General features: G+C 46.5%; 15 protein-coding genes. 6 read left to right on the forward strand and 9 right to left on the reverse strand.

The window, feature by feature from the left end:
- Window positions 1-442, forward strand: a 442-nt coding sequence (locus NG796_RS23270; protein ID WP_261209557.1) for a transposase, incomplete at its 5' end; no start/stop codon positions are given.
- A gap of 133 nt (window positions 443-575) precedes the next feature.
- Here the strand turns inward: NG796_RS23270 and NG796_RS23275 are convergent.
- From NG796_RS23275 to miaB, 4 genes are all read right to left on the reverse strand, one after another.
- Complete coding sequence (locus tag NG796_RS23275) at window positions 576-785, reverse strand: transposase family protein (RefSeq protein WP_317619346.1); 210 nt, start codon at window positions 783-785, stop codon at window positions 576-578.
- A gap of 439 nt (window positions 786-1,224) precedes the next feature.
- Window positions 1,225-3,201, reverse strand: a complete 1,977-nt coding sequence (locus NG796_RS23280; protein WP_261209558.1) for a P-loop NTPase fold protein — start codon at window positions 3,199-3,201, stop codon at window positions 1,225-1,227.
- Between the two features lie 16 nt (window positions 3,202-3,217).
- Complete coding sequence (locus NG796_RS23285) at window positions 3,218-3,805, reverse strand: hypothetical protein (protein ID WP_261209559.1); 588 nt, start codon at window positions 3,803-3,805, stop codon at window positions 3,218-3,220.
- A 214-nt stretch (window positions 3,806-4,019) separates the two neighbouring features.
- A complete protein-coding gene (miaB, locus tag NG796_RS23290) occupies window positions 4,020-5,384 on the reverse strand; it encodes a tRNA (N6-isopentenyl adenosine(37)-C2)-methylthiotransferase MiaB (protein WP_261209560.1) in 1,365 nt (454 codons plus the stop codon).
- A 165-nt stretch (window positions 5,385-5,549) separates the two neighbouring features.
- On the opposite strand from miaB, the gene NG796_RS23295 reads away from it, so the two are divergent.
- Together NG796_RS23295 and NG796_RS23300 are read left to right on the forward strand one after the other, a co-directional pair.
- Window positions 5,550-6,221, forward strand: coding sequence for a class I SAM-dependent methyltransferase (locus NG796_RS23295; RefSeq protein WP_261209561.1), 672 nt, complete (start codon window positions 5,550-5,552; stop codon window positions 6,219-6,221).
- A 166-nt stretch (window positions 6,222-6,387) separates the two neighbouring features.
- Window positions 6,388-7,275 carry a mechanosensitive ion channel family protein gene (locus NG796_RS23300; RefSeq protein ID WP_261209562.1) on the forward strand — a complete coding sequence of 296 codons (888 nt, stop codon included), beginning with the start codon at window positions 6,388-6,390 and terminating at the stop codon, window positions 7,273-7,275.
- A 19-nt stretch (window positions 7,276-7,294) separates the two neighbouring features.
- On the opposite strand, the gene NG796_RS23305 is transcribed toward NG796_RS23300, so the two are convergent.
- Window positions 7,295-9,757 (reverse strand): NACHT domain-containing protein, encoded by a 2,463-nt coding sequence (locus NG796_RS23305; RefSeq protein WP_261209563.1) that lies wholly within the window; start codon window positions 9,755-9,757, stop codon window positions 7,295-7,297.
- A 194-nt stretch (window positions 9,758-9,951) separates the two neighbouring features.
- Window positions 9,952-11,157, reverse strand: a complete 1,206-nt coding sequence (locus NG796_RS23310; RefSeq protein WP_261209564.1) for a 4-hydroxy-3-methylbut-2-enyl diphosphate reductase — start codon at window positions 11,155-11,157, stop codon at window positions 9,952-9,954.
- A 26-nt stretch (window positions 11,158-11,183) separates the two neighbouring features.
- On the opposite strand from NG796_RS23310, the gene NG796_RS23315 reads away from it, so the two are divergent.
- Entirely contained in the window at window positions 11,184-11,339 is a 156-nt protein-coding gene (locus NG796_RS23315; protein ID WP_261209565.1) for a hypothetical protein, read from the forward strand.
- 93 nt (window positions 11,340-11,432) lie between these two features.
- Here NG796_RS23315 and NG796_RS23320 read toward each other — a convergent pair whose 3' ends face one another.
- The 3 genes from NG796_RS23320 to purE all read right to left on the reverse strand — a co-directional run bounded on the left by NG796_RS23320 (window position 11,433) and on the right by purE (window position 14,984).
- Complete coding sequence (locus NG796_RS23320) at window positions 11,433-12,200, reverse strand: SGNH/GDSL hydrolase family protein (protein WP_261209566.1); 768 nt, start codon at window positions 12,198-12,200, stop codon at window positions 11,433-11,435.
- Between the two features lie 310 nt (window positions 12,201-12,510).
- Entirely contained in the window at window positions 12,511-14,040 is a 1,530-nt protein-coding gene (locus NG796_RS23325; protein ID WP_261209567.1) for an ammonium transporter, read from the reverse strand.
- Window positions 14,041-14,462: 422 nt separating this feature from the next.
- Entirely contained in the window at window positions 14,463-14,984 is a 522-nt protein-coding gene (purE, locus tag NG796_RS23330; protein WP_261209568.1) for a 5-(carboxyamino)imidazole ribonucleotide mutase, read from the reverse strand.
- 388 nt (window positions 14,985-15,372) lie between these two features.
- Here purE and nagA point away from each other — a divergent pair, with 388 nt between their 5' ends.
- Window positions 15,373-16,614, forward strand: a complete 1,242-nt coding sequence (gene nagA / locus NG796_RS23335) for an N-acetylglucosamine-6-phosphate deacetylase (RefSeq protein ID WP_261209569.1) — start codon at window positions 15,373-15,375, stop codon at window positions 16,612-16,614.
- Window positions 16,615-16,666: 52 nt separating this feature from the next.
- Entirely contained in the window at window positions 16,667-17,041 is a 375-nt protein-coding gene (mgsA, locus tag NG796_RS23340) for a methylglyoxal synthase (RefSeq protein WP_261209571.1), read from the forward strand.
- Window positions 17,042-17,108 lie beyond the last annotated feature (67 nt).

The following is a 17,108-nucleotide window of genomic DNA, read 5'->3' on the forward strand; positions in this document are numbered from 1 at the left end:
AGCATTCTGGCTATATGGGATAGTTGAACCGGAAACAGGCTGGCACTTTACCCAAGAGTACGAAAAGCTTAACAGTAGAAACTTTCAAGCCTTTATTGATGCAATCTCTGAACAACTCGGTGATACCATTGCGGTGATTCAACTAGATGGCGCATCCGCCCATAGAGCTAAAGCCTTGGAATGGCCTGAGAATTTAATTCCAGTGTTTCAACCGCCTCACAGTCCCGAACTCAATCCGATTGAGAGGCTATGGGAATTCCTCAAGAGCCTCTGGAAAGGGGAGAACTTTGCCTCGCTCCAGGAGTTACGCGAGCGTGTGACTAAAGAACTAGAAATGCTCACCCCAGAACAAGTCCAATCTTTAACATCTTACAACTTTATCCTCGATACGTTATTAGCTACTAAGTTTGAGCCGACTGAGTTTCATCTTGTGCAGGCTTAAATTTAATTGGTATAACTTATAAGTATTATAATGAAAAAGCTGATAAAAGACGTAGCCGAAAGTTTTCAAAATTTCTAAATCCATAGCCTTGTGCCGTGGCTCTTCGACGACACTAAAATTGCAGCCGGGGGACCTATAAATAAGTGATTTTCTCAAAACAAGGAAGGTCTCGTACTACGATTGGACGATTTTGATTGATTTCGGTGGTATAACTTTGACATACAGGACAGTATGTTCCTAAGTTGGTCAATTTAATCTTTATGCAAATCCCATCTTCTAGCATTGTAAATTCTCTAACGGTCACTTCAGGTAAGCCCAGTATTAAATTGAGATGATTTTCCATAAACCGAAGCTCAAAAATTTTTAGGGTGAAATGGGGAGTTCCACAAAACAGCTAAATTTTATCAGTTTAGGGCTTCACTTTAAGTCAGGTAACTAAATTTAATGATTTTTTCAAGATTTGGCCGAGTTATAAGACTTTTTTTTTAGCATGAGGAGCTATAAGGCTTCATTTATATAGGTTTTAGCTTCTAATTTTATGCGCCGACTCATAGTTGATTAGATAAATTTATCAACACAAGTCCTGAAGAGCCGACCCCAGTTATCTCAAATCCGCTTATCAGCTAGGGAAAAAACCCCTTTTAATTGGCGCAAGTGATGACAATACGCCCAACCGGGCGATCGCCCATCAAACAAAGACAGTTCAGCAGGGAGTTTAATAGTTCCAGTTCACCCAGTATAAGCATTTCATCCCCTTATGACTCGCAACCCGCTAAGTAGCGCTAAAAGTAAATTTCTCCACTATCTAGCTTATCCTGAAGTTTATTTTTAACGTTGTTGGTTGAACCCAACCCCTGCAATAAATCATCTAAGTTTTTATATAAAAATTTAGGGCGGCGCTGGCTAATCTTTTCAATTGTATTTTTCCTCATACCACTACCCTTAAATGCTTGTATCAGGTCATCCAAACTGGCCGTATTAATATTAATTCCAGACTTTTTGATAAGGGTTTCTGGGATTTTGGGGGTAGATTCTACCTCGGTCGGGGTCACATCTACCGAGTTGATTTCTTTTGCAGTTTCTGGATCGGTTGCTATAACCTGGGGATGGGAAGGCACTAATACCACCGATTCTATGTGAGTTAAATTGTTAGTAATACCGGGTTCTAGCGGTTTTAAAACTTTCGATTTATCTCCTGAATTTTGTGATTGCATTTCTGGTTCCTTCGGTAAGGGATAAAACACAATCTCAGTATTTTTAATTTTCAGTTCAAGAAGATTGGGGCAGCCCGGAGCAAATAAGTAAGCTAAATCAGGGGGAGATTTTTTTCCATAAAACCGAACGTCAGCTAACCAGGCCTTAAATGTTGTAAAGTGGCTGGTTAAAAGCTCATAGTTTTTAGCTTCACCAAAGGCTTTGGCAATTACATCGCCATTATGCCTTAATTCGGCGTAACCATCAAAATTGTGACCCTCTAAATTCGTTGTAGTTTGTGCTATGATAAGCTTATAGCCTTGTTTACCAGAGAACCGCTTCCATTGTTGATGCCCCTGGTAATTGAAGGGACCACTAATCGGACTTGGTGCGTTCCCTAATTGTTGACTCCATTTTTGAATACAGAGTTCTTCTAGTTTAATTCGTGACTGAAATTCAAATTGGTTAAAGGATTTATCGTGATGTTTGAAATATTTTTGATGAATTTGTAAAACTTCACTTCCATATCGCTGACAAAATTCCCTCAAACTATTAAAATCTGTTCCAGCTTTTAAGTCAATACTCTGAACCTCTTTTTTAAATTCCGGAAAATCTTTATAGCCTTGATAGGCACTATAAAGCCGGTTATCAATTTTAGCGCGAATTTCCTCACACTCTTGGTTTCTAAATCTAACTAATCGGATTTCTCCAGGATAAACTCGACTTTTTAAAGCTGGATTCTCCTTGATGAATTTTTGGACATCATCGGATAAACCCGAAATATACAAGCCTAATGGTAACTTTCCTTGATAGTCATCTTCAATTTGGTTAATTAAATGCCGAAAGGTATTAACGGCATCTTTGGACCTCTCACTCTGATAAAGTGAATCTAGCTCATCAATCAAGAAAAATAAGTAAAATCCTTGATTTTTAAAGTGTTGGACTATTTCTAGAAACGTTTCAAGGAGGTCACAACCTGATTCAATTAATAATTTATCAAGTTTTGTTTTAACAGCGCCACTTTTTTTGGAAGTTACAATGAGATTAACCAAGTTTAGTTCTTCAGGAAATAATTCTTCCAAGGAACGGGCCGCTGATTGCTTAAAACGAGGTTCCAGAGTTTCAATTAATGCAATCTTAAAGACTTCACTAATCAAATGCAAATAAAATTGACGGCTAAATCCCTGTGAGCTAAAACTGGTTAATAAGTTGTTTAAATTAGTATAAATTGGGATAATGATTCTACCTGTATCGGAATGATTGGCCTCCAGTCTTTGCTGAATATAATTCAAAATAGCGGTTTTTCCACTTCCCGCGTCTGCTGCAATCATTCTAAAGATAAAGTTTTGGTGCTGAAAACAAAAGTTCAAGTCATCTTCAATTAGCTCAGTAATCGTGCTAATGGGATAACCCGATAGACTCTCAGCTTGGTTACATAGAGGCCCTTCTGAACCGGGCCGCTTTACTTCACGGTCAATCCAGATTTCCTCAACAAGCTTTAAACCCTTTTTAACTTGAAGAAGGAAATCGGTGATAGCTTGTTTTTGTCCTGCATTTTCTGGCATAATTGCTCATCCAAAACTACTCAATCCACTGAAGATTTTTATCTTCTCGTCCTTGAACTGCTGAAATTAAGTTTTCTTCCTGTAGACGCTTGTAGTATCGCTGAACCAAGTCTTCTGAGAGGTTATACTCCTGAGAAAATTTCTGGAGAATCTCTTTTTCCCGCATCACATAAGTTCCGGCCAAAGACTGACGTTTCAATTCTTCAAAAAAGAATTTCTTGAATTGTTCCAGAAATTCTTCAAAACCTAAATCTGTCTCGTGACTGATTTTTCCCATTCTACCGAAAGAAGCCGCAAGTTTTAGGCAAGCCATGAGAGCATTCACAACTCGGCTTCCTTTGACCGTCGTGAACTCATAGTCTGTAGTTTGAAGATTTGTAACTAATGCCTCTTTTCCCGAGAGGGAAACGGTCACACGCCGCAATTTGGGTGAGTCTAAAAATTTTTGTTCAAGTAACGACTCGCAGATAGTCCCGGCTTCAGTACGATAAGACTTAGGGAGATATCTTTTCACCGTACCCTGGGTGACAGACTTCTGTTCTTCTTCGGTATAAGCAAAAGCATACAGAAGATAGAGCAACTCTCCCGTGGATAAGTTTGCCATGAAACTAGACTCCGATGTGTATTTTAGGCTGAGACAAGCCACAACAATTGGGATTATAACAGATCAGCCAGCTTATGAGTTCCTAATCTAGCAATCCTACATGATTTGTAACAAAGCCAGCGAGCAAGATGCGATCGCACTCTGATTTAAAACTAAAACCCCGGTTGTTTAAACAACCGGGGTTTTCCATAACTCACTTATGTCGTACTCGCCCTTAAACCAGAGCGGGTTGAGGGACTGAAATTGCTTCGCCGGATAAACTGAAGGCTCGGGATTCGGTAATCTTAACTTGGACTAACTGTCCCTTTAACTGATTGATATCCCCAGTGAAGAAGGTGAGGCGGTTGCCTCTTGTTCTTCCCATCACTTGCGTGGGGTCTTTGGCATTCTGTTCCTCGACTAGGACCTCTTCAATTCTTCCTAGATACCGCTCCGATCGCTCGGCGGCTTTGATAGATACTAAGTGATTCAACCGTTGCAGGCGATCGCTTTTCACCTCTTCACTCAACTGATTCTCCCACACTGCCGCTGGTGTCCCGGGACGGGGGGAATAAGCCGCAGTATTGAGCATATCAAAGCTAATTTCTTCTAACAGTTTCAGGGTGTTTTCAAACTGTGCCTCGGTTTCCCCAGGGAAGCCGACGATCGCATCGGCACTGATAGAAGCATCGGGCATATAGTGGCGAATCATATCGATAATTCGGCGATATTTTTCATGGGTATAACCCCGCGCCATTGCCTTTAAGACTTCATTATCCCCCGATTGAAACGGGATATGAAAATGTTCGCAAACCTTCGGCAATTCCTGACAAGCTCGAATTAATCTCTCGGTGAAATAGCGGGGGTGAGAAGTGGCAAAGCGAATCCGTTCAATTCCCGGGACATCATGGACGAAATAGAGCAAATCCGTGAGGGTATGTAAATTCCGTCCCTCCGGTGTAGTTCCCGGTAAATCTCTGCCGTAGGCGTCGATATTTTGACCGAGTAAGGTGACTTCTTTGTATCCCTGGCGTCCGAGTTCTTCCATTTCGGTGCGGATCGCTTCTGGGGTGCGGGATTGTTCGATACCACGCACCGAGGGTACAATGCAATAGGTGCAGCGTTCGTTACAGCCGTAAATTACGTTCACCCAGGCGGTAACTTGGCTTTCCCGGCGCGGTTTGGTGATATCCTCCATGATATGCACCGCCTCGGTCGCTACCACTTGGTTCCCGGCGAACACCTGTTCGAGCAAATCCTCTAGGCGGTTGGCGTGTTGGGGACCCATGACCATATCTAATTCGGGGACCCGTCGCAGTAGCGCTTCTCCTTCCTGTTGTGCCACGCAACCGGCAACGATGAGGGTGAGGTTGGGTTGTTGGAGTTTGCGTTTCGCTTGCCTGCCTAGGTAGGAATAAACTTTGTGCTCGGCATTATCCCGAATTGAGCAGGTATTGTAGAGGATGAGGTCGGCTTGGTTGGGGTCTTCGGAAAACTGGAACCCCATATTTTCCAGGATACCTGCCATGCGTTCGGAGTCAGCTTTGTTCATCTGACAGCCGAAGGTGGTAATGTGGTAACGACGAGGAATAGAGGACATAATGTGCTATTTTTCGCAAATGAACGGGCCTTTGGGGTCTATGTCAGTCTGGCCCTCGACCGGCTATGGGCAGCGCGGGGAAAGCCATGACTCGGATGCAAACATAAACTATTATTATAAAGCTTGCTGTCAATTTTACCCACTAGGAATGGAAATCAAAATCCTATGATTCAGGAGCGATCGCAATATAAGGAAACTTGGAACAACCTCGCCGCGAATATGGATGAGGCTAAACTCTATGTAGCCGGACATACGGATGAGGCCGAATTAGACCGTACAGGACTAAATACGGTGAATCGAATTGAGAATTTTATCGGCATCCAACCGGAAGATATTTGTTTAGAAATTGGTTGTGGGGTGGGTCGAGTTGGCAAGTTTTTAAGTCCGAAATGTCAAAAATGGATTGGCACCGATATTTCGGCAAATATGCTCCAATATGCCGCGCAACGTCTGGAAGGATTGGATAATATTGAATTAATTGAATTGAGTGGGGTAGGATTACAAGAAATTGCGGCTCATTCCATTGATTTGGTTTACTGTACGGTGGTGTTTATGCACCTGTATGAGTGGGACCGTTATCAGTATTTAAAAGAAGCATTTCGCGTGTTAAAGTCCGGGGGACGCTGCTTTTTTGATAATGTAGATTTGACCTCCAATCATGGATGGGAGGTGTTTATGACGGGGTATTCTTATCCCCTTGACCAACGTCCAGCCTATTTGAGTATGTGTTCGACGGGGGAGGAATTAGAAACTTACGCGAAGCGATCGGGCTTTGTCGAGATTAAAATCCATCGTTGGGGAGATGCGCGCGTCGGGGTTACAGGGATAAAACCGTGAGGGAATCAATAGATAGAGCAGTTTCTGTACCGTATAAGTCCAGAAACTCCGATATCTCAGGATTATTCCCTAATTTCCATCGAAGGGGTGGGGTTAAACCTACGCCTTCGAGAGTCCCCGGTATTAAACCCTGTGACGTTTTTGCACTTTTAAATCAGTCCTTAATATGAATCCCCTTTTTAAACAAATCCAAGCAACTCTGATTAACTTAATTGCTCAAGGAGTGGCACTGATACCAGCCATTTTAATTGCTTTGCTGGTGTTAGGTCTAACTTGGTATGCTGCCAATATGGTGCGTCGCGTGACGATGGCGGCAGGACGGCGAATATTAAAGAATAAATCCCTCCGAATGTTAATGGTTCAAACGGCTTATGTCGCGGCATGGTCCGTGGGAATTATTGTAGCCTGTGTTCTGGCTTTTCCAGGTTTGGCCTTGGGCGATATTATTGGGTTACTGGGGTTAAGTTCCGTTGCGATTGGGTTTGCCTTCCAAGATATTTTTAAAAATTTCCTAGCTGGAATTTTACTGTTATTACAGGAACCCTTTAAACTGGGGGATCAAATTGTTGTGGAAGGATATGAGGGAACGGTGGAGGAAATTGCGATTCGTTCGACGCAAATTCGCACCTATCAAGGGGAACGAGTTGTCATTCCGAATGCGGTGGTTTTTACGAATGTGGTGCAAGTTAAAACCGCGTTTTCTCATCGGCGCACGGATTTAGAAATAGGGGTGGATTATAATACACCCTTACCGCAGGCAGTCGATACGCTTTTAAAGACGGTATCCCAAGTTCCGGGGGTGTTATCGAAACCAGAACCAGAAGTCGATATTGTGGGGTTTGGAGAGAGTTCAATTGATATGATGGTGCGATATTGGACGGAACCGGAACGACCCTCAGTAAGACGGATTCAAACTAAAGTGGCGATCGCCTTAAAAGAGGCTTGCGATCGCGCCAATATCAATATTCCCTATCCTGTCCGCACCCTGTATTATTATGACCAAGAAAAGTTTGGCGATAATAGTCCCGTTTCCGGAAATGGCGATCGCACCTAAGTCCATAAAGGGGGGATTTCTAGTTTCCGCGTAGCATTCGTCCTTGGATGACTTTCCAGGTAGCTGGGGTGACTTCCGAGGCCGCATCATAGCAGCGAACAATCAACCCATTGGCATAAAAATAATCCCCTAATGCCTGATTTTCTTCGGGGGATAATTTCAAGCGATCGCTGGACAAATTGAGGGCGGTTAGCCAACTGTGACGAATGCGATCGCGAAACTCATAATGCACTTGATAGGCCGCATTGGTATCAGGAATCTCCGTTTGCAGAGCTTGTAAAGTGGCGATCGCCTCCTGACAATCTTTAAAAATTCCCACCTCTTCTACCAATCGAGTTAGAATACTAACAAAGGCCAAATCTCGGGCGCGATCCAAAGCGAAATTGCTGGGAGCATCGAGTAAACAATCGAGGTCCAGAACCAGTTGACGAGCGCGATCGCGGGCCAATTTTCGGGCCAGTTCCCGCGTCAATTCTCCAGCGGATTTTTCCACATCTAAGGGGCGATCGCAAATAAACGCCAAATTTTTGGTAAAATCCTCTGCTAACCGGCCTGCACGAGTAATCAGTTCAGATAAATTGAACCCCAAAATTTCGCAGAGATTCAACGCCACATTTTCAGGAGATTCTACTTCCCCCCGCTGCTTCAATTGGCGAGCAAGGCTATCCGTAGAATAGGGACTTTCCGCCGATAAATCCGGTTCTAAGGTGGCATTTAAGGCCCGCACTAGAAACAGCGCTGCCGTCCTTTTCGCCGCCAGGGAAAGCGTCCCCCTATCGTCCTCCGTGGATTCAGAAGCCCATCGCAAGAGCGATCGCAATTTACTGGTTTTCAGGTACTTTTGAGCCGATGATTCCATTAAAATCAGTAATTTATCCGCTGTGGGGTAGCGAATCCCTGACACAAATAAAAAGATTTCTTGCCAATGGCGCAAGGTCATATTTTTCGCGGAAATTTGAGCGGCTAAATAATAGGTATCGATATAAATAGCCGTAAAATATTCTTGCCAAGTTACTTGAGTAAAGGCAAAGCGGTCCGGCCCAATTTGCAGCAGTAAACCGGACCGCAACGCGATTTTTTCCAGCATTTTCTCAACCCGATAGCGGTTCTCCGCAATGGTAGGAGTTAAAGATACTGCTGGATTTTTATTCGAGGGATGATTGGCTTTTTCATTTGGATTCGTGGGAACTATTGTCAAGGAGTTTTTACGCGCTGAGGTTAACGTAGTCGAATTTTTATTGGTATTGTCCGTGGCATTAGAATTAACATTAGTGGGTACAGAAAAGGGAAAATACTCATCTTTATGTAAATCCAACAAATGCACAGGAATCCGACTGCTTAAATCGGCCCCAGAAAACACCGAACGTTCAGCGATCGCACTTCGGAAGGCTAATTGAGCCAGCCACAATTTTGCCAATTCCCGATTCATTTCCAGACTCGGCGACACTTCCGGAGTCGTGGCAATATTTCCCGCAGCTTCTAGTAAAATGTGAGAAGTTCGTAGATAAAGCGTTGCCCGATTTTCCGGTAGAGCGTGAGTCCGGTCATACACCAAGCAGAGCAAGGTAAGTGAGAGGGGGAATTCAGCCAAAGAGCGGGCGTGAGCATTTTCGGGGCGTTCTAAATCCGCCCGGAGTAAGTCACCACTGGGGGTTGTAGCAGACGGAGTGTTATACCATTGTCGGATCAAACTCGCCTGTTGTCCCTCGTCTAACGGCGCGATCGCCACCGGATGAAAACTGCGCCAGTGATGGTTAACAACCCCGGGTCGGGAACAAGCTATATATCTATTTTTGGGATAAGTTTGTATAAACCCTTCCAGACGAGCGATCGCCTCAGCCATCACAAACGAGGGAATGGTATGCAAATCATCCAGTAAAATTAAGCATCGCCCTTGAGCCAGTGCCTCTCGAACCAGTCGATCCGCAGCGGGAAAACTACAGCGCCGAAACTCATCCGCGATCGCCGTTTCAATTTCCCCTTCCCCACCACTCAAGGTTTTAACTGGAATAAACACCGGAATATACCCGCGCCGAACCACCCCCCCGAACCGAGTTCCCCGTAGGGCTTCTAGGCCGATTTTCCTCAGTAAGACAGACTTTCCCGAACCCGGGGAACCCCAGATCATCACCCCATCCCGTTCATTGATCACCGCGATCGCAGATTTAGGAGTAGACTCCACTGGGGAAGCATTCGGGTTCGTCATTCCTGGCTCATCCATCTCCCTCACCTGCATATCCACATAGAGAGATTCTAACGGCACGGGATCGCGAGTTCCTAACAAATCAATCGTCGCATACCGTTGGAGATAGAGGTTGACATAAGTCTCCGAAGCAGCAGCGATCGCCTCCTTCGTTTTTTTATCCGGAGTTCGGGGAAAAATACCCAATAATTTGCTCTTATCTTCCAACAGCGTATCTGTTGCAATTTGAGCAATATTGGTAGCGGCATCTGCAACAATCGTTTTTCGTGGAATCATCATATTAAAAATTTGGGTCTAATCTAGGATTAGCCCTATTATGAGCTTAATGTTTGATAGTCTTATTCTCGCAAAAGTTAGAAAATTCGACAAGAGACCCCAACTCGCTTTTCAGATAGGGTTCTAACCGATAACCAGTGAAACCCACAAATAAACGGTTCCACTGGTTAAACCCCACTTCCGAACGACCCCAAGTCTTAAACCACTGCCACCGCTTTACTGGCAAAAATTTTCTCGATCGCCTCTTCAACCACCTTATCTGGCGTTGAAGCACCGGATGTCACCCCAATCACCAGGGGTCCGGGCGGTAGCCAATTTTCGGCAATTTCTAACTCTTGATGCAAAGGTTTATGTTCGATGCGATTTCCCGGGAGAATCCGACTCGCACTATCAATATGATAAGACGGAATTCCTCGATCAATCGCAATTTGTTGTAACTGCGTCGTATTCGAGGAATTATACCCGCCAATCACCACGATCGCATCCACTTGATCCTCGACCAAATCCAACATGGCATCTTGACGTTCTTGGGTGGCATCGCAGATCGTATTAAAGGCCAAAAAATGCTGATTTAAGTCTGCGGGACCATATTTTTTCATCATCGTCCGTTCAAACAACTTGCCCATTGCTTCCGTCTCACTTTTGAGCATCGTGGTTTGATTCGCAATGCCAACTTGTGCTAAATCTCGGTCCGGGTCAAATCCGGGCGAAACGGCTTTACTGAATTTTGCCATGAACTCAGCTTTATCCCCACCATTGAGAATATAATTAGCAACATATTCCGCTTCGGCCATATTCAATACAATTAAATAAGTTCCGGCAAAAGAACTGGTTGCCAGGGTTTCTTCATGCTTATATTTGCCATGAATAATGGAAGTGTAATTGCCTTTTTTATGTTTTTCTACACTATTCCAAACTTTAGAAACCCAAGGACAAGTAGTGTCTACAATTGTGCAGCCTTTTTCATTGAGTAACTGCATTTCTTGAACCGTGGCACCAAAGGCCGGTAAAATCACCACATCCCCCGGTTGAACCACTTCAAAATCTTTTTTCCCTTCATCAACGGGGATGAATTCAACATTCATCTCTTGGATATGTTGATTAACGCTGGGATTGTGGATGATTTCATTGGTAATCCAGATGCGTTCCGTGGGAAAATGCTGACGAGTTTCGTAGGCGATCGCCACGGCGCGTTCGACCCCCCAGCAAAATCCAAATGCTTGGGCGAGACGGATAGTAACCTCGCCACGAGTCAAAGTGTAATTATTGTCTCGGATTTGCTGAATCAGGGGACTTTGATAAACGGAGTTCATCACCCCAGTTACTTCTTCTTGGTGACCAAATCCCTTGCGATGATAGTTATCAGACTTTTGCAGTGCGCGTTTGAAAGCTTTAGTGTCCATGCCGTGAAATCCTAGCTTCTTTTCTCTTGATTGTAGAAGACTTAGGTTACCGGGAGTGGGGAGATGGGGAGGATGGGGTAGATGGGGGAGATTGGGGAGATGGGGGAGATGGGGGAGATGGGGGAGATGGGGAAGATAGGGGAGATATGGGAGATGAGGTGGAAACGACAGCAAGTCGTTAATACAAAATTCTTAATCCTCCCCATCCTCCCCATCCTCCCCATCCTCCCCATCCTCCCCATCCTCCCCATCCTCCCCATCCTCCCCATCCATCCTCAACTGGGATCAAACACCATCAAGGCGGTTCGCCAGACTAAGTAACCTTGCTCGTTGAGATGTAAACCGTCGGTGGTGAGATCGAGGCGGAGGTTGCCTTGAGAGTCGGAGAAGATGGGGTAGAGGTCCAGGAACTCAACCCCTTCCTCGGAGGCGATCGCGGCGAGTTGGCGATTGATGTCGCGGATCTGTTCGTTGGGGATACTCAGGAGGCGATCGCGACCTTCCCAAGTCGAACCGGCCCCACTGTGGGGTAAAATGGATTGGACGACTATTCGAGCATTGGGATGAACCCAGATGAGATCGCGAACGATCGCCCGTTGATTTTCCACAACCTCTGACGGTGAAATGCCGCGAATCAGGTCATTAATCCCAATCATCACAAAAATCACCTCGGGATCGCTGTTGTCAAATAACGATAATCGTTTCAACAACCCCGAAGAGACTTCTCCAGAAATTCCTTGATTGAGCCAAGTGCGTTGGGGAGGCAGCAGTTCCGGTGGGAACCAGAGACTAATCGAATCTCCAGCGAGAACCCCGAGACGTTCCGGGGGATTAGCGGCGATCGCCTCCGCTTCCCGTTGTAACTGAGCCAACCATTGCTGATAATTCCACTGGTGACGGGGACCTAACTCAGGCTCCATGCCTGGGGTTTGTGAACCCGAGGCATTCTGCGCACTCGAACCATTCCCCTGTAATGCCGACAAATTTTGGAGATCCGAGGACGAACTTTGAGCGCGGACGATCAGTAAAATGACCGTGAGCATCAAAATCCCATTCGTAGCCAGGGATAACAAAGCCCAGGGGGGTATCTTTGACCAGAACATGACCGCGAATTTAGACAGAACCGGGTTTGAACGCAAATTTAAACGCAATGCCGTCGATCGCTACGCAACAATAAATTCCCGACCTACTCTGCACCTTCAAGCGGACCTTGCCCGGAAGCTTATCCCTACTCGTCGCACCTGCGGGCAAAAAAAATGCGGTCAGGAGATACTTCCAGTGTATTAAAAATCCTCCTAAGACCGCAAATATAGCAAATAATCAAAAGTTGAGAGTGCAGACTGCACCCCTAGGCTAGGGACCTCCCCCTGCCATCCCGCGATTATCCTTGAGGAAGCCGCTGTAAGCTTCCATGCCATGTTCGGCAATATCTAAGCCTTTCAATTCTTCGTCTTCCGTGACTCGGATCCCTAGGAAATATTTGAGAACAACCCAGAAAATCGTGCTTAGAAGAACAGTCATCCCCCCAACGGAGGCCACCCCGAGGAATTGGATACCCAGTTGGGCCAGACTCCCCGTATAGAATAAACCGCTATCTACATTAAACAGACCCACGGCTAAAGTTCCCCAGACTCCATTGACGAGGTGAACTGAGGTCGCCCCTACGGGGTCATCAATTTGGATATTGTCAAAGAAAGTGACTGCGAACACCACTAAAATGCCGCCGATGGTCCCGATAATGGCAGCACCAAATACGCTGAAGCCATTACAACCGGCAGTAACTGCCACCAGTCCAGCGAGGATGCCGTTAATAATCATGGAAAGGTCAGGTTTGCCCAGATATATCCAAGCAACCAGGGTTGCAGCAATAGCACCCATAGCAGCGCCAATGTTAGTGACTACAGCAATGTGAGCGATGGTGTGGTCAGCCGCCATCGTTGAACCCGGGTTAAAGCCAAACCAGCAGACCCACAAAATCAAGCATCCCAAGGTAGCGATACTCATGTTATGTCCCGGTAATGCCACGGGACGTCCATCTTGATATTTACCGAGACGTGGCCCTACGAAAGCAGCTCCCATCAGGGCAGCCCAGCCGCCCACGGAGTGCACTGCGGTGCAGCCTGCAAAGTCCAGAAAGCCTAACTGTGCAAGCCAGCCTCCACCCCAGACCCAATGTCCGGTGATGGGGTAGGCAATTCCGACGAGTAAAAGACTGAAGATTAAGAAGTCAACAAACTTAATCCGTTCAGCGACGGCACCGGAAACAATGGTAGCGGCAGTACCGGCAAAAGCAACTTGGAATAAAAACTTCGCCGCTAGAGGGACTCCGGCCCAGTTTAGAGAATCGAAGACCCCAACGTAAGCGTCCCCGGTTGCGGGACTGTTGTCGGGTCCGGCGAGGAAAAAGCCGCTAAAGCCGATGAAAGGATTACCATCCCCGAACATCAAGCCAAATCCGATCGCCCAGAATGCCACCGTCGCTAAGGCGAATACAATCAGGTTTTTGGAGAGGATGTTGACAGCATTTTTTTGACGGCAAAAGCCAGTTTCCAACATTGCGAACCCGGCGTTCATAAAGATGACCAAGATGGAGGCAATCACCACCCACATGGTATCCAAACCGATCCGGAGTTGTTCTGTGTCCGTTAAGGTTTCCGGTAGATCACCGGGGGGAGCTTGGGCCACCGCAGAATAGGCCGATACCAACAAAATGATGCTGGCTAAAGGAATACAGGCTTTCCACGAGGGGGAGAGTCTCCCAATAGCGGAGAATAATTTTTGAAAAATCGAGTTTTCCAGGCGTTGGGGGGCATTCCGAATGGAAGACCGCCGCCTACGATATCTGGGTTTTGATTTCTGGCTGAAGTTTAGTTTAAAGGTCATTGTCGGACTTTGCGGTGAATGGGTCAAGCACATTGAATTGCCGGAGCAAGTGGGTGCTTTAGAAGTGGAAAGCTAGGGCGATCGCCTACGTCGGATTGGTCGTAGGTTGTCCCCCATTTGCACCTTCCAGACTTCAGAGCTGGCGATTTTCTAAAATGACTTAGGCTAGGGAACCTCGGATGAGCGCCGGAACCTGATGCAACCGCCTCTGTTTTCGGAAAAAGCCGACGGATCTCCATGCTCCGAGTCACAATGATTGCACCAATTCTGGGAAATTCATTCTGTATCAGAGTTTACATTTTTTGAGGCGCTTGTTTCCCTTGCCCGAGAGAAAAATCTCTGACTGTTTCCCCCATTGGCTGGTTTTGATGGCCCAAACCTCTCAATGGGCAAGGGTCGGTTTTCCTGGTTCCCTCTGGAAGTTAGGGCATTTGAGTTAAGTATTCTTGATAACCCAGTTCCTCTAACCTCCCTTGCTTTTCCATCACCGAGTTTTTGAGGCTTTGGCGGTACTCTTGCACGAGATCCAGCAATTGCGGCTGATGGGTGGCTAAAATTTGCACCGCTAACAATCCGGCGTTTTTGGCATTCCCGATCGCTACCGTTGCCACGGGAATTCCTCCCGGCATTTGTACAATAGAGTAAAGAGAGTCCAGACCCTGAAGGTGCCGAGTGGATACGGGAACCCCAATCACAGGTAAGGGGGTCAGTGCTGCCACCATTCCCGGGAGATGGGCGGCCCCTCCTGCACCGGCAATAATCACTTTCAGTCCTCGCTGATGCGCCTGGGAAGCATACTGCACCATCCGTTCCGGGGTACGATGAGCGGAGACGATCGCCACTTCTACGGGAACCTGAAATTCCTCACAGACGGCGATCGCCTCTTTCATCGTCGGCAGATCTGAATCGCTGCCCATAATAATGCCGATTTGGGGTTGACTCATGGGATGTTTTGAGATTTTAAATGGGAGATTTTAAATTTTATCGGCAAACTGTTAAATTTTAAGGGTTAAATTTTAGAATTTAACGTTAAAAATCAGGGTAAAGTAGGAGATTTCCGATGAAACGCCTTCTTAAAAAGGCTAATTCTCCGAAATCTCGCCTCAAGTGGCGAGGTTCAATCAACCCAAATTCATCCCTAAAAAATCCTCTTCCAAATCCCTCAGCTAACCTCTCTTAAGCTCTGACCTAGCTCAAAAAAAAGAAAGGAGAAAATCTTGACCTCCTTGAAGTGCGCCTATCTGGCTCGCTAAAATTATTCCGTTTAAATACATCTCTTACACTTAATCTGTTTTAGATTCCCACTCACCTTTTTGTTTGACAACAACCTCGATGACTCCACTATCACGCCTCCGTACTCTTCTGCCCATCTCGGGTTGCACCAACTTGGATATTATCAATGCTCAACTTCCCGGTTATGAAGATTTGCACTGGCTGCGAATTGATCAACAAGGTGCGATCGCAGTGATTCAACCCATGAAAACCGAGAAGCCTCCCATTCCCTCTGTGGAAAATTTACAGGACATGGCCTTACTCGATGTAGAAGGGGACTGGGTTTCTTTGGGCGGGGTCGATCTCCAAATTAATGGCGCGTTAGGACTCGCCTTTCCCGATCTAGAATTGGCTGACTTTGACAAACTCAAAGATATTTGTCAATTTCTCTGGCATGAAGGCGTAGATGTTTTTCTACCCACCCTCGTCACCACTTCAGTAGAAAATATTCAGCGATCGCTCGCTACTTTGTCCTCCTTTATCAACAACCCCGAATATTCCGGTCCCAACAATCAACGCACGGCTAAAATTGGCGGCGTCCACTTAGAAGGACCCTTCCTCAATCCGGACAAACGCGGCGCACATCCTGGGGAATATCTCCTCCCCCTCACCCTGGAAAATGTCAAGCGGGTTTTAGGTGACTATGCCCCACTGGTCAAAATTATCACCCTGGCCCCGGAATTAGATCCTAGTGGTGAAACCCTAGACTATCTGCACTCCCTGGGAATTACCATTAGTTTGGGTCACTCCCTCGCCACCGCCGAACAAGCGACAGCCGCCTTTAATCGGGGTGCCAGGATGGTGACTCATGCGTTTAATGCCATGCCACCGATTCATCACCGACAACCGGGGTTATTAGGGGCGGCGATCGTCCATCCGGAGGTGAAATGTGGGTTAATTGCCGATGGTGAGCACATTTCTCCCATTACCATTGAGTTGCTGCTGCGTGCCAGTCACTATTACAAAGGGATTTTTCTCGTGAGTGATGCGCTTTCTCCCTTGGGACTCCCCGACGGGAAATATCCCTGGGATAGTCGTCAAATCGAAGTGATTAATGGGACCGCCCGCCTCGAAGATGGCACCCTCGCCGGTACCACCTTGCCGCTGCTGACTGGAGTGCAGAATTTAGTCAAATGGGGACTCTGTGAAGTGGGAGATGCGATCGCCTTGGCAACGAAATCCCCACGCTGGGCGATCGGCTTACCCCAGTTAAACATTGGTCAACCCGCTTCTTTACTCCGCTGGCATCTCGATGAATCGGAAAATTTGTTAACCTGGGAGCGACTTGGACCCCTGGACTAACGGCATAGAGCCTCTCCGGGGCCACTTCAAAGCGCCCACTGGATTTAATCTCATGTCCTCAATCATTGCCTTAATCGCCCACGATCGCAAAAAAGATGAAATGGTCGCCTTTGCTCAAAAGCATTCGGCGATCCTGTCCCACTATCATCTGATTGCTACCGGAACCACCGGGGCCCGAATTAATCAAGCGACGGGACTCGAAGTCCAACTCATGCAATCAGGACCAATGGGGGGAGATTCTCAAATTGCCGCCCAAGTCGTCGCCGGGGGGGTGAAAGCGGTGATTTTCCTCATTGATCCCCTGTTTGCTCAACCCCACGAACCGGATATTCAAGCACTCTTGCGAATTTGCAACCTACAGCAAACCCCCCTGGCAACCAATCTTGCCACCGCAGAAGCAATCATGCCCAGTTTGTCCCCAGCTTGATCCCCTGAACCGGCAACGGGAAAAGGTCGGGGACTGGCTACTTTTTCATTGGAAAGAATGTGGTAAG

Origin of the sequence: Laspinema sp. D2d (assembly GCF_025370755.1) — a bacterium.
Lineage (GTDB): Bacteria > Cyanobacteriota > Cyanobacteriia > Cyanobacteriales > Laspinemataceae > Laspinema.

What these genes read in the sequence shown, in the direction of transcription:
- NG796_RS23320 (WP_261209566.1), bottom strand. Translation starts at nt 12,200, where the DNA reads ATGCTCACGGTCATTTTACTGATCGTCCGCGCTCAAAGTTCGTCCTCG.
- NG796_RS23300 (WP_261209562.1), top strand. Translation starts at nt 6,388, where the DNA reads ATGAATCCCCTTTTTAAACAAATCCAAGCAACTCTGATTAACTTAATT.
- NG796_RS23325 (WP_261209567.1), bottom strand. Translation starts at nt 14,040, where the DNA reads ATGACCTTTAAACTAAACTTCAGCCAGAAATCAAAACCCAGATATCGT.
- miaB (WP_261209560.1), bottom strand. Translation starts at nt 5,384, where the DNA reads ATGTCCTCTATTCCTCGTCGTTACCACATTACCACCTTCGGCTGTCAG.
- mgsA (WP_261209571.1), top strand. Translation starts at nt 16,667, where the DNA reads ATGTCCTCAATCATTGCCTTAATCGCCCACGATCGCAAAAAAGATGAA.
- NG796_RS23310 (WP_261209564.1), bottom strand. Translation starts at nt 11,157, where the DNA reads ATGGACACTAAAGCTTTCAAACGCGCACTGCAAAAGTCTGATAACTAT.
- NG796_RS23295 (WP_261209561.1), top strand. Translation starts at nt 5,550, where the DNA reads ATGATTCAGGAGCGATCGCAATATAAGGAAACTTGGAACAACCTCGCC.
- NG796_RS23305 (WP_261209563.1), bottom strand. Translation starts at nt 9,757, where the DNA reads ATGATGATTCCACGAAAAACGATTGTTGCAGATGCCGCTACCAATATT.
- purE (WP_261209568.1), bottom strand. Translation starts at nt 14,984, where the DNA reads ATGAGTCAACCCCAAATCGGCATTATTATGGGCAGCGATTCAGATCTG.
- nagA (WP_261209569.1), top strand. Translation starts at nt 15,373, where the DNA reads ATGACTCCACTATCACGCCTCCGTACTCTTCTGCCCATCTCGGGTTGC.
- NG796_RS23280 (WP_261209558.1), bottom strand. Translation starts at nt 3,201, where the DNA reads ATGCCAGAAAATGCAGGACAAAAACAAGCTATCACCGATTTCCTTCTT.
- NG796_RS23275 (WP_317619346.1), bottom strand. Translation starts at nt 785, where the DNA reads ATGGAAAATCATCTCAATTTAATACTGGGCTTACCTGAAGTGACCGTT.
- NG796_RS23285 (WP_261209559.1), bottom strand. Translation starts at nt 3,805, where the DNA reads ATGGCAAACTTATCCACGGGAGAGTTGCTCTATCTTCTGTATGCTTTT.